The sequence below is a fragment of the Bifidobacterium miconisargentati genome, from assembly GCF_019331675.1.
GTDB classification, from domain to species: domain Bacteria; phylum Actinomycetota; class Actinomycetes; order Actinomycetales; family Bifidobacteriaceae; genus Bifidobacterium; species Bifidobacterium miconisargentati.
In genome coordinates this window covers 1-12,823 of sequence record NZ_JAHBBJ010000029.1, presented here as the reverse complement: position 1 = coordinate 12,823, position 12,823 = coordinate 1, and the positions used below count along the sequence as shown (strand labels likewise).

The 12,823-nt window shown below is 58.7% G+C and carries 7 protein-coding genes; 2 read left to right on the top strand and 5 right to left on the bottom strand.

Features of this window, described 5'->3' with window-relative positions; genetic code table 11:
- Positions 1-71: 71 nt before the first annotated feature.
- The 5 genes from KIH81_RS11680 to KIH81_RS11660 all read right to left on the bottom strand — a co-directional run bounded on the left by KIH81_RS11680 (position 72) and on the right by KIH81_RS11660 (position 8,024).
- Positions 72-875: a hypothetical protein gene (locus KIH81_RS11680; protein ID WP_214305478.1), complete on the bottom strand. Its 804-nt coding sequence runs from the start codon at positions 873-875 to the stop codon at positions 72-74.
- 163 nt (positions 876-1,038) lie between these two features.
- The gene (locus KIH81_RS11675; protein ID WP_214305477.1) at positions 1,039-2,223 is read right to left on the bottom strand and encodes an acyltransferase family protein; all 1,185 of its coding nucleotides are present in this window, start codon (positions 2,221-2,223) and stop codon (positions 1,039-1,041) included.
- The gene (locus tag KIH81_RS11670; protein ID WP_214305476.1) at positions 2,220-3,782 is read right to left on the bottom strand and encodes a glycosyltransferase family 39 protein; all 1,563 of its coding nucleotides are present in this window, start codon (positions 3,780-3,782) and stop codon (positions 2,220-2,222) included. The genes KIH81_RS11675 and KIH81_RS11670 overlap by 4 nt, the downstream gene beginning before the upstream one ends.
- Positions 3,783-3,932: 150 nt before the next feature.
- The gene (locus KIH81_RS11665; RefSeq protein ID WP_214305475.1) at positions 3,933-6,611 is read right to left on the bottom strand and encodes an S-layer homology domain-containing protein; all 2,679 of its coding nucleotides are present in this window, start codon (positions 6,609-6,611) and stop codon (positions 3,933-3,935) included.
- A gap of 201 nt (positions 6,612-6,812) precedes the next feature.
- On the bottom strand, positions 6,813-8,024 hold the full coding sequence (locus KIH81_RS11660; RefSeq protein WP_214305474.1) for an S-layer homology domain-containing protein: 1,212 nt from the start codon (positions 8,022-8,024) through the stop codon (positions 6,813-6,815).
- A 220-nt stretch (positions 8,025-8,244) separates the two neighbouring features.
- Between KIH81_RS11660 and KIH81_RS11655 the strand changes: the two genes are divergently transcribed.
- Together KIH81_RS11655 and KIH81_RS11650 are read left to right on the top strand one after the other, a co-directional pair.
- A complete protein-coding gene (locus KIH81_RS11655) occupies positions 8,245-9,930 on the top strand; it encodes an S-layer homology domain-containing protein (protein ID WP_214305473.1) in 1,686 nt (561 codons plus the stop codon).
- Positions 9,931-10,809: 879 nt separating this feature from the next.
- Positions 10,810-12,823, top strand: a 2,014-nt coding sequence (locus tag KIH81_RS11650; protein WP_214305472.1) for an InlB B-repeat-containing protein, incomplete at its 3' end; no start/stop codon positions are given.

The window sequence follows — 12,823 nt, the reverse complement described above, 5'->3', positions numbered from 1 at the left end:
CATCCGCATGGCCTACGGCTTCCACCACGTCACCAACCTCATCAGCCTCGTCATGCTCAGATGCGGCGGACTCAACATCCAACTACCAACACCAGCAACCTAACCCACGAAAACAGCAGAAGCCTCTTAAACAGGGAGGGATCAAGCCAGTTCGAGCCGCCGACCGGCAGGTTGATCGGCACGAGATCGCCGTAGCTGATGTTCGGGCGGGCACCGGGATCAGAGGCCTGATCGGCACCGGGGGTAAGACCGGTGGCATGGACGATGTACGGCTTCATCGTATCGTTCTGAGGACTGTCACCGTGGTTGGTGCCGTAGTAGCCCAGCGTGGTCACAATCCACGCGGAACCGTCATCGTCGGCCATGGCATCGGTGCCGGCAGTATCGTAGCTGCCGTCAGCGCCGGCGCGCGGCGGGGTCTGCGTGGGAGCGAGGTTGGTGTCGCTGCCGCTGCCCGGGTAGCTCCAGTGCACCAGATCGCTGGAGGAACCCAGCATCGGGGTGAAGCGGTAGCCGAGGCCATCCTGCTTCTGCACGAAGCCGGAGATCATCCAGAAGTTGCCGTTCGTGTAGAACAGGCCGGGGTCGTGCAGCGCATTGACATAGCTCGGAGCGCCGCTCACATGCTGGCTGTAGTTGCCGTCGGCCTGGTAGGCGGTGGCCAGCTTCTTGAAGTCCGTACCGTTGGTGGACATGTACACGGTATCGGACAGATCTTCGTCGCTGTTCCAGAACGCGGCGATCTGCACGTCCGGGTTGGCGTCCGAGTCATCCGCCTGGGCGGCCGGTGCGGTGACCAAAGCCGTTCCCATCATGGCGAGAGCGGCGATCATCGCTGATACCGCCCTGGATCCTTTGAATCGTCCCATAATCATTCTCGATTCTCCTGAATGGCGGTGCCGTACGGCACTTGCCGCACTTCTCTCAAGCAGCCATCCACTCGTTTAAGACATTAGCTCGCAGGAGCGGTGGCATCAATCGCCGAATCACATATGCGTCAGGTTATTCATCATCAATTTACTTGCGTCATGAGTGTGCTCATGACGCAAACATACCGTGCCTTCCCTGGCTTTTTGCACCGTGCATCAGCAATGTGGTCACCGGGGTCACCACTAGGTGCTCGTAAACAAGGGCAAGGACGAGATACACCGCGAAAATCATCAGGATGCTCGGAATCGTGGCGAGCATTTGGAGTCTCCTCGTCGCAGCGAACGGTACGAGCAGTCCATTGAGCAGACTCCACAGCAGTGGCGAGGTGATGACATTCGTATGAATGAGGTACACGCCGAATACGCCCTTGGAAAGGGCATCGATCACCGTGGTGATGCTTCCGGTTCGTGGCGGGTTGCAGCGAACCGAGCAGAGGAACAGTGCCGTGACGCTGAGCATGGGCAGCAGCACGAACCGGTTGTCGCTGATCCAGAACTTGGTGTTCCAGCCCAGTACTTCCGCACCGCCCTGCCAGATCGTCGAACCAAGGATGGATACGGTGAACAGCAACGCGAAGCCGAGGCAGAACACCGCCAGATATGCCACAACATCCCGGAAACGCAACGGTTTGGAGGGATTGTAGTACATGCGGATCCATGCGCCGAGGCAGTAGCTGAACAACGCGAAGCCGAGATCGTTCCAATAACCGGCGAATAGCGTTATCGCCGGCCAGACGCTCAGGAATCCAAGCAACGTCACCAGAACGGTCATGGCCTGCCGGGACATGGCCGCGAACAGGGTGTTGACGAACGGGGAAAGCACCAGCAGCATCACATAGGCGGTCACGAACCAGTAGGCGCTGTTCAACACCGGGAAGACGGACATGACCAAGTTATGCGCCAATCCAGCCCCCTGCCCGAGCATGGTAGCCGGCGAGCCGGTTCGGATCCACGAGTAGATGGCCACAGCCACCGCGATGCCCAGCGTATAGCACAGGACATGAATCCACAGTGTGATGAGTCTCGACGCCTTGAACGTCTTCTTCACCAGAAAGTATCCGGTGATGAGGAAGAACAGGCCGGTGCCGCCCAATCCGGAGAAGTTGGTGATGGTGCGCCTGAGCACCTGTCCCACTACCGAGCCGGGCTGGAAGATACCCCAATTCATCCTGATGGTGAAATGAGCGGTGACGATCATCACCATGGCGATGATGCGCAGCAGTTCGATCCAGGGGTTGCGTGCTGGTTTCGCCTGTTCCTGCGGTTGCGTCTGGCTGGTGGAAGACATGCTCATGCTCCGATTCGTCCGTTCTTCTTATGTTGTGCCGTGAATTTCTCGACCCACTGCGCGCCGCGGTCCGCCATGACGTCGAGACCGCATCCCGCGTAGGCGATCATGAGCCATCCCACCGGCAGTGCGTACTGCGGCTTGGCCTCCCAGAATATGTAGATGAGTACCATGCCGAGGCAGGCGATGACGGGTACCATCTGCTCCACATGCAATTGCTTGCGCTTGCTGATGAGCAGCACGACCACGCCGAGGAAGGTCAGCAGTTGCACGACATCCGCGACCGACAGAATCACCGTGTTGAGTTTGCCGTAATACACCGAATGCAATACCCGTGTCATCGGGCGCGAGGCCATCGCTCCGGGTTTGCGTGGTCCTTCCGTGCTCCAATTGCTTTCCAATATGGATTCATAGAGCGGATCGGTCCAGATGAAGAGCAGTTTCCTGCCCATGAATCGCACGGCATAGGCCGGATCGGACGTGAAATGCTCCCAGGTCTGTTTCAGGGCGGCCTTCGAGTCCTGAGTGGCGGTGGTGGTGTCGTAATCGTCGCCCTGCCAGGTCCAGACGAAACCGTCATAGCGGCCGGGGATATCAGTGATGTCCGGATAGTCCTCGGTATGCAGGCCCATCGCGATCCATGCGATTTTCGGCAGTCCGTCATTGGTGACCACATCGTACTTACGCGCCACGGCCGCGTTCAGACCGCTGGTGCAGACGGCATATATCACCAGTGACGCGACGGTGGCCGCCAGATTTTTCCACTGCCGCTTGGTGACGCATGAGATCAGCCAGACCAGGCACATGGCGATCAGTACCACGACCATCGTGGATTTGAACATGATGCTGATCGTCACCAGTATCGCGGACAGCAGAGCCGTACGGAACCGCTGGTTCTGGAAGTACCGGTATTGGACCAGTAGTGCGCCGATGGCAAACGGCATGGCGGGGATATTGCCGTATGCGAACGTGGTGTAGAGAATCGCCGGCAGGAAGCAGATCGTCAGCACGGCGGTGACGTTCGCGGCTTCGTTGCCGAAAACCTCCATCGCGTAGCGAATCAGTAGATATCCGGCGGCCGCGGAGCAGAGCGAGTTCACCAATTCCACGGCCACATAAGCATTGGAGCCGAACACCGTTTGCATAAGGCGGAGGAACAGCACGAACGGTACTTGGTAGGGGAAGCGTTCCATGTAGGCGCCGTGACTCCACAGTGGGTCATCGGCGGTTCCGAGCTCCTGTGCCGAAACCATGAGGTCGAGGGCGTCTCGATCGGGCCAGGTATTGGCCAGAATGGCCCATCCCATGCCGGCGATGGCCAGATATGCGGCCACGATCCACGCGACGTGACCGGCGTTGAGTCGCGTGAGGATTTTGGTGATGTGCAGCAGTATGAGTAAGGCTACGACCACAATCGAGCCAAGGATTACCACGGGAATCGTACCGTGGCGATAGGCGGCGCCGCCTTCGGTGTACGTAGGGAAATACGTGGTGAACAGAAGCGATAGTACAGCGAGGCAGGTGAAGACCAGCACGCTTATCGCAATGAAGAAAGCATCAATCACCCCCCCCCGATGCGTTATTGCCACACGCGGCAGCCGCGTTTTGTCAAAGCTGAAGGACCGGAATTTGCTCATAGACATAGCGTAGGGCCCGCCTAGACAAGACGGGCCCTACATCTCATGGGAATGTCGCAGGTAGTTTGGCTTGCGCGGTCAGTTCAGCACATTGTCATGCATACGATGCAGAAATGCGGCCATGTCCTGCCTGTAGACCGGCGTCATGCCGCCGAACGTTCCATCTACATAGCCTGCGGTCACTCCGCTTTTGGACAGCCAGAGGATATCCGCATAGTGGGGCGTCTCCTCATTCACATCGGTGAACGTCTTGGCGATGCCAGTGGGCTCCTTGGCGTCCTTGTATTGGGCAAGCCTATGCAGGAATGCGGCCATATCCTGACGGTAGACCGGCGTCATGCCGCCGAACGTCGCCGTGCCGTCCGCCGCGACATATCCCTTGGCGATGCCGGTGGAGTAGAGCCAGAGAATCTCCTTGTAATGCGGGGTGCTGGAGTTCACATCAGCGAACGGATTGGCCGCCGTCTCCGCGTTGAAGGATGGGCTGCCAGCCAGACGGTACAGGAATGCAGCCATATCCTGACGGTAGACCGGAGTCATGCCACGGTATGTGCCGTCGCTGTATCCGGTGGTGATCTTCTGCTCGGCGATCCAGCAGATGTCCTTGTGGTGCGGGGTGACCTTGGTGACGTCCGTGAAGGTCACCTTGCAGGACGGGGTTGGAGAGGGCGACGGACTGGGCGATGGGTTGGGTGATGGGGTCGGCTTGTTGTCCTTGACCACCCAGTCGCCGTCGGCGTTCTGTACGAACTTCAGGTCGTCCGCCAGATAGCTGGCGTCCGGTCGTTCGGAGAAGACACCACCGGAAATGACCAGGTTCGTTACCGGCTTGGGTGACTGGGTGCTGGCGATAGGACCGTTGATATCACCGCCGGAAATGGTGATTCGACCGGAATCTTTTTCTTCCTGCCAGATAGCCGTTTGCCCGTCCTTGGCATCGATGGTGCCGCCGGAGATGGTTAAATCACCAGGAGCGCTGGTCGAGCTGCTGTCGATTCGGATATTCCACACCACTCGACCGTTGGCGATGCCTGCGCGCAATGTGCCGCCGGCGATATCCGCCGTACCGTAATTCAGCACGGCTGCATTGCTGCCGGTGATGTCGCCGCCCTTGATGGTCAGTTTCCCGTACTCGTCGTTCTTGATGTACAGACCGCCCTTGATTGTTCCGCCATTGATGAGCAGCTCGGCCGTCTTCTCTTCGGGATTATCTTTGATGCCGTTGTAGAAGCCGTTGGCGATGACGCTTGAGTATTGGGACAAAGACCCGTCTGTAAGCTCGGAGAGCACGGTGACACCATCGTTGATGGTCATGGAGCCCATGTTCTGAATGGTGTAGTAGGAATTGCCGCCGTTGCTACCGGGAACGCCGGCTTCCTTGGAACGCTCGAAGGTACCGCCGTCAAGTGTGGCGACGGCTCCGATGGTGTTCTTCACAGCTGCTTTCCCATGGGAGGTGTTATCCACAACGCCGGACTTTGCCAACGACGAATCGGTTACGGTCAGCACACCCTCATTTGAGATGGTGTCTTGACCGTCTGTGTTGGTCAGCGTGTATCCGTTGAGGTCCAGAGTCAGGGTCTGGTTCGCCTTGATAACGACGGATTCCGTTACGTTCTGCAACAACGTGACCTTAGTGGCACCAGCGTCGATGGCCGCGGCGATGTTCGGGTAGACCTTGCCGTTTTGGTCGGCGGCGATGAGGTTAGAGCCGTTAATCTGGATTTTCGTGTCCTCACCGAAAACGTTGTCTTTCGCTGTCAGGCCTTTCTCCGTGACATAGTTATGCATCCAGACGCCCGCGTAGGAATTCAGCTGATTGTTGCTCACGGTCAGATCGTCGTTGGGGCCCTGAGCAGGCCATACGCTGTACGATACGGCCAGATAACCCTCAAAGTCATTGCCCGTAATCACGGTGCCTTTGGTGGCGGTTACGGCTACACCATATACCCGGGATTTGTCGGCGGACAAACCGGTGTCATTGGTCACGATGTTGCCGGAAACCGTCAGTCCGGTGATGCCATAGGCGTCTTTGGCGGTATTGCCATTGCCGACCACGAACATCATCGAGCCGGAGGTCCCGTCACCGCTGATGGGACCCGCGGAAACCGTGTTGTTGCTGATTGTGGTGTTGGTGATGGGCGTGGTTCCCTTACCCACGATGTTCACGCCGACCGAGGAGTTGTTGACCACTTGGCCGAGCTTGAAGGTGTTGCCGTCAATGACGGTGCCGGTCGCGCCTCCCTCAAGCCACACCGAGCTCGGCTGCCAGTCCTTGTTTTGGGATGCGCCGGTTGCCGGATCGCCGGCCTTGATGACGAACGTGTTGCCCGTAATCTGCACTTTCTCGGCTTTGCCGGACACGATGATATTCTGCGCGTTCTTGTTTTGGGCCGGATCCAGTTGGAAATGAACGCCCGTGATGGTCGTGCCGCTGGCGTTGATGCGTATGCTGCCTGTGACCAATGCATCGGCGGCCGCGGTAATGGTCAGTTTCTTGTTGATTATCAGACTGCCTGCGATGATGCCGGTCAGTGTGACTGAACTACCTTCATCAGCAGCATCTATGGTTTTCTGCCAATCAACGGTTTCATCGGCGGAATCGGCATCGGGCACGGATTGCGCGTACTGATTCGTCGTATCAGTTTCGCTGTCTTGCGCATAGGACGTGGCGGAGAATGTCAATGCCGCCCCGCAGAGACATGCGGCCGTGATGAATGCCGCGATCCGTCTGTAACTCGTTATGGAAATCTTCATGATGGTACCTCCGAAGAAGACTGTCAAAAACCGACTTCATTGACGGTTTCCTCCAGAATACCCCCTAGCATCCCCCGGTTTTCGGGGGCATTATATGGCGATTCGTCGCGCTCCTGCCGTTTTTCTTCAATAAAAAACGGGGAACATCCTCCGGAATGCTCCCCGCTTCGAATTATGCTCGACGTACGAACGCAGCCGATGCTACTTCTTCATACGCATGAGGAAGGCGGCCATATCCTGACGGACGACCAGCTTGCCGACGCCGAACGAACCGTCCGAGTAGCCGGTGGAGATGCCCGCCTTGGCCAGCCACTGGATGTCCTCCGCGTGGGAGGTGGAGGCGTTCACATCGGTGAACGACTTGTCCGAACCAGAAGCCGAGGGGCCGCCGAACTTGGCGGCGTAACGATGCAGGAATGCGGCCATATCCTGACGGTACACAGGTGCGCCCACGCCGAACGTGCCGTTCGAGTAGCCCGTGGAGATGCCCGTGGAGGCCAGCCACCAGACCGCCTTGGCCTGCGGCGTGCCGTCACGTACGTCACTGAACTTCGCCTTGTCCGCTGCGGACGGCGTGTACGAAGGACTGCCGGCCAGACGATACAGGAATGCGGCCATATCCTGACGCTGCACCGCGGCCGCCGGGCGGAACACGGTCGAACCGTCCGCCTGTTCCCAGCCCGCGGAGACGCCGGACTTCATCAACGCAAGGATTTCGGCCTGATGAGGTGTGGACGAATTCACATCCTTCACGCGCTCATAGCTCGGACGCTTGGTCAGCGTGCGCCAGACCGTCTTGTCCGGGTAAGACAGGCGAATCGTGCTGGCATTGGACGGCACGGTTACGATCTGCGTGTCATCGTCGGCATACCAGCCCACATGATAGGAGTGGATCTCCGAGCCATCGGAGGCAAGGACCTCGACCGTCTGCTTCGCCTCGCCCTGTGCCAGATTCACCTGATACTGTCCGACTGCGATGCCCGAGGCGCCCACGGAATACGTGGTGTTGCCCGAACGGGTGACCGGGGATCCGGCGTTCATCAGTCCGTAATTGTTGTATTCCTTGGAGGCGTACCACATGGTGGAGTCGGTGTAGGCGATCTTCACCGCGCTGCCGACCGGAACCGTCACCATGACGCTCTTGCCGGGATTGATGGTGTAATTGGTGGATTGATTGTTATCGATATCGGTATCGCGGTAGACGCTCACATACTGGTAATGCCCGGCGCTGGCGCCGAGCTCGACACGGTATTCGCCAGGAGCGATGCCATGGTCGCCGGGCAGCTTGGTCCAGTAGATGCCGTTGGACATCTCGCGACGTGCCATCATTGCTTCGGCAGTGCCGGTGCCGAACATTCCGATGGACAGTACCATAGCCAGCGTCGATACCACAGCCAGAACCAGCGCAGCCATATGGCGGGCCTGCTTTGTCATTGTTGCCTTATAACCCATAATGATTGACCCTTCTTCAGGTTTCGCACATGATTCTTCTGGTTGAATCACAGCGGTTCCATCATAGGCAGGAAATGATGGAACACGTTAGTCCGGTTCTCATTGGCGACATATAGTAGGAGGCATCGGCAACGGTGCCGTCGCCGTACCGGAAGGGAAGGTAAAGATGAGAAGAAAAGGGATGATTATCGCCGCAGTCACATCCGTCTGCATGTTGTTCGGGTGCGCCGCTCCCGCATGGGGCGCCACGGACTCCAGCACGCAGGTGCTGAAGCAGCGGATGGAACAGGCGCTGGCCGATTACAATCAGGCCGACGCCGATATGAAAGCTGCGGACAGCGCCAACAGCAAAGCCGTGGCGGAGCTGAACTCGGCTAAGTCGGAGTTGGACGCGGCGAATAAGGCGGTCGAGAATCTGCAGGGGCCGTCGCAGGGTACGCAGAAGACTTCTAAAGACTTCCTGCGGTGGCTGATGTCTCGCGGATTGGAAGGTTCTCAGGCCTCCGATGTGAGCAAGGCGCTGGATTTGTTCGATCAGGCACCGAGCCGTGTGCTGCAATACACCAAGTTCGGTGATCCGGATGATGCCACATCACTGTCGAACATGGTGGAAGTCACGAATGGGTTCCTTGATAAAACCGCTTCGCTGAGACAATCGGACGGCGGTTCCAGTACCACGATTTCCATGACCAATATGGCGTATGCGCAGCTGAATGCGAATTGGGCGGCATTCAATGATGCGCACTCCAGCTGGCAGCCTAGCGCGGAAAACCTTGCATGGGGTTATCCAGACCCATTCTATGGCTGGTATGACAATGAAAAGAAGGCCTTCGATCAGGCCGTACAGATCTCTCCGAATTTGGAATCCTGCCGATACACGTCATCGTGCATCAACCAGATTCCTGCGGCAGGTCATTATCTGAACCTTGTCAATACTCGATTCAGCGCCATCGGACTTGCCTTCTCGAAGCGCGGCAGTCAGGTCTCATGGGCCTACGACTCCGGCACCAGCGGTGGTGCCTTCACCATCAGCCAATACCAGAACTATCTCCGCCAGTACAACAACGAGCAGGGCGGAGGCTCGAGCGCTGAGCTGACTGCCGCCAAGAACCGTCAGGCAAAAGCCCAGACCGCCTATGATGAGGCTGTGCGAAACCATGGTCTGGCGCAGACCAAGTATGAGAACGCCCTGAAGGACGCGCAGGGCAAGTGGAAGGTGTACAAGAGCGCCAAGCAAGCCTACGAGGATGCCGGCGGAGATAAGACTCCGGATCCGGAACAGCCCGGCGAAACCATCAAGCCGGTCGGCTCCTTCGCGGATGTGTCCCCTTCCACTCCGCATTATCAGGACATCATGTGGCTGGCGAGCAGTGGTATTTCCACTGGTTGGAATAATCCGGATGGTACCAAGGTGTTCCGTCCTACGGCTCAGGTGACCCGTCAGGATTATGCGGCGTTCCTGTATCGTCTGGCCGGCAGTCCGGCGATTGGTGCGACGAGCAAGTCGTTCAGTGATGTCGATGCTTCCACGCCGCATCATGACGCGATTCTGTGGGCCGCGTCCAACGGCATCATCAACGGCTACGGCGACGGCACATTCCGCGGCACCAGCTCGATCCTGCGTCAGGACGCCGTGATGATGATCTACCGCTTGGCCGGAATCCCCGGCGACCCGTACGCGCTCCTGCAGTTCCCGGATGCCGCATCGCTGACACCGGACTTCAGGTCCGCCATAGACTGGGCGAAGTATGTCGGCATCACCAACGGATACCCGAATGGCACGTTCGGCGTGGGCAAGACGATCATCCGTCAGGATCTCGCCGCCTTCCTCCACCGCGCCCAGCCGCAGGTAGCGGGCAAGTGGTGATTCTCTAGCCGTTCGCATCGTTTCAAGTTGCACTGCATAGTGGGCTTTGCCCGTGGTTCATCGTCACAGGCAAAGCCCACTTGCGTTAATCAAAGGCGGAAGAAAGTTGGTTTTAGCTAAACCGCAATTGATTTTCCCGGGCCCCCTTTGTCAGGACATTGCCGTGAAGCAAACGGCAGGGCCGTTTGTAGGCAATGTGCGAGGCGATAGCCGAGCCAATAGGCTGCGAACGGAGTTTGTCCTTAATTGCCAGGACGAGCTGACGGCGAAGCCGACTGAGGGGTAATTCAGTCGGATTCGTGTCAATCTTGGTTCAGCAGAGCCAGTTCCTTCTCACCTGCCGTCATAACCCCTGCCTGCATCAGAGCGTGAGTTCGCCGTCGGCTGCGAGGAATTCCAGGAGGCTCACATGCCGTATGTCATCGTTTTACTCGGGCAGGAGATCGAAAGCGAACAGGTAACGCAGGTAGTTGTTCGCGGATGTAGCGGAACGGTCGGTATTTGCGTTCTTCCACGGCCGGATCTAGGACGCTCATGGACACCCGGATGTACCAATACATGTTGTCCCTGCGGGCGATGAAGTCGCATTCGAGAGTCTGATTCTGCCTATGCAGACTTGGTAGCCCTTCGTCCCCTCCGATGAGTGTAGATCAGGTTCTCTAGGGTGATCCCATAGCCTGTGCGCAGCTGGGACAGATGACATTCGCGCTGATGTGTCTTCAGGGCGACCATGATCACGTTTTGTACTTATGGAACTAGTTATGGGGGGTCATCCTCACAAAAGTAACGACAATAACCCCCATAAACCTTCTTACGTCTATGCAAGCAAACGCTGCCAACCGTTCCGGTCCCGTGTCCCTAGAAGAAAGGTTCCAGGATATGACTGGAAACAACAAGGTTTGGCGCGCGCCGCTCGCGGGCCTCGCCTCGCTCGCGATGATCGCGACCATGGGCGTGACCGCGCTGAGCGCGAACGCGGCGGAGGTCACCGCGGATTCTGAGGTGACCTTGAACGCTAATGGCGGTTACTTCGGCTCTGATAAGGACAAGACCACCGATACCCTCAAGGCCGGCGATGACAAGTCTTTCGCCGACAACCTGTACACCGAGAAACTGCCCTCGTACTCCGGCCGTACGTTCACCGGCTGGTATGAGTCCGCCACGTACGGTGGCCAGGCCGTCGATCCGACCACCGTGGAGGCCGGCACGACTCTGTACGCCCACTGGACCACCAGCAGCAAGGTCGTGACGTTCGAGCTGAAGAAGACCGGTGTGACGGCCGTCAAGGACATCACCGGTTACGGTGATGTGGTGAAGGTGGCTTCCGGTGACAGCGTCGAGGTGCGTCTGGCCGGTGGCGACAAGCTGGCCGACTGGCAGGTTCCGTCCGAGGACCAGCCGGGTGATTCCAAGTTGTTCCAGGGTTGGGACAAGGCCGTGGCCGACGCGAAGGCCGGCGACGACCTGAAGCCGGAGACCGTGGGCGCCGGCAACTTCAAGTTCGTTTTCAACGGCTCCTACAAGGTGTACGACCAGACCGGCAAGGAAGTCAATAACCTGACCGACGGCGTTGACGTGGCCGCCGGCACTTCCGTCGCGGACGACCTGTCCGTCATCAGCTACGCCGGCAAGAACGCCGACGGCTCCTACAACAAGGTCGTTAAGTGGACGTACGAGCTGTCCAACAACACGACCGGCGAGTTCAAGTTCGGCGAGACCAAGATCGGCGAGGGCCAGAGCTACAAGCTGACGCCCGCGGCCGACGGCTTCGCCCACGCCTGGAAGGTCCAGGCCGGTCTCGGCGACACCGATTCCAACACCCGCAAGTTCTTCGTGACCGACGGCGCGACGTTCGATACCGCCAAGCTGTCCTCCTACACGCTCCCGCTCGTCGACGGTTGGAAGGCTAATGGCAAGTGGTACGTGACCGGCAACGCCGAGTCCACCGCCAAGGCTTATGTTGAGTCCCCGGCTCAGACGTACCCGCTGACCGAGTTCACCTCCTCCACCAAGGTCGCCGACAACACGTACGTTGCCCCGGCGTTCGAGGAGAACCCGCAGGCCGCGGACTATGAGCTCACGTTCGACCCGTACTACGACGGCCAGCCGGCCGCGACCGTGGTCAAGATCAAGGGCGACGCCTACCTGTACGACCAGGTTCCGACCCCGACCCGCGAGGGCTACAAGTTCGCCGGCTGGTTCGCCACCGCCAAGCGCGCCCTTGAGTCCGAAAACAACTCCGACGTGAAGAACGACAGCGAGCGTCTCGACACCACCGCTGGCCTGCTCGACGAGACCAAGACCGTCGCCGACCTGTTCGACACGACCACCGAGAAGACGTTCTACGCGGGTTGGAAGCTGGATCTGAACTCCGGCGACTTCGTCAAGCTGCTGCGTCTGGACAACGACGCCAAAACGTACACGACCGCCTCGTTCCGCGAGTACGATTCCATCCGCACCGATCTTCTGAAGACCATCAAGAAGGAGACCGGCGTCGACCTGAAGGCCCAGCTTTCCTTGACCGATTCCGCCCTCCGGACCTTCATTGACAAGAACCTGAAGTCTGATGACGCGCTCAAGTACGCCCAGGTCCTGCAGGACGCGAAGAACAACCTGGTCAAGGTCGCGAACATCGACACGACGTTCGGCCAGTATGGCTTCTCCGACGTGGACGCGCTGACCCCGCACGCAGTCGACATCCGTTATGCTGCCAAGCAGGGCATCGTGAAGGGCTTCTCGGACAACACGTACCGTCCGTCCGCCACGATCCTGCGCCAGGACTTCGCCGCGATGCTGTACCGTCTGGCCGGCTCCCCGGCCTACACGGTGTCCGCCTCGGATAACATCTTCTCCGATGTGACCCCGGCGACCCCTCACTACAAGGAGATCCTGT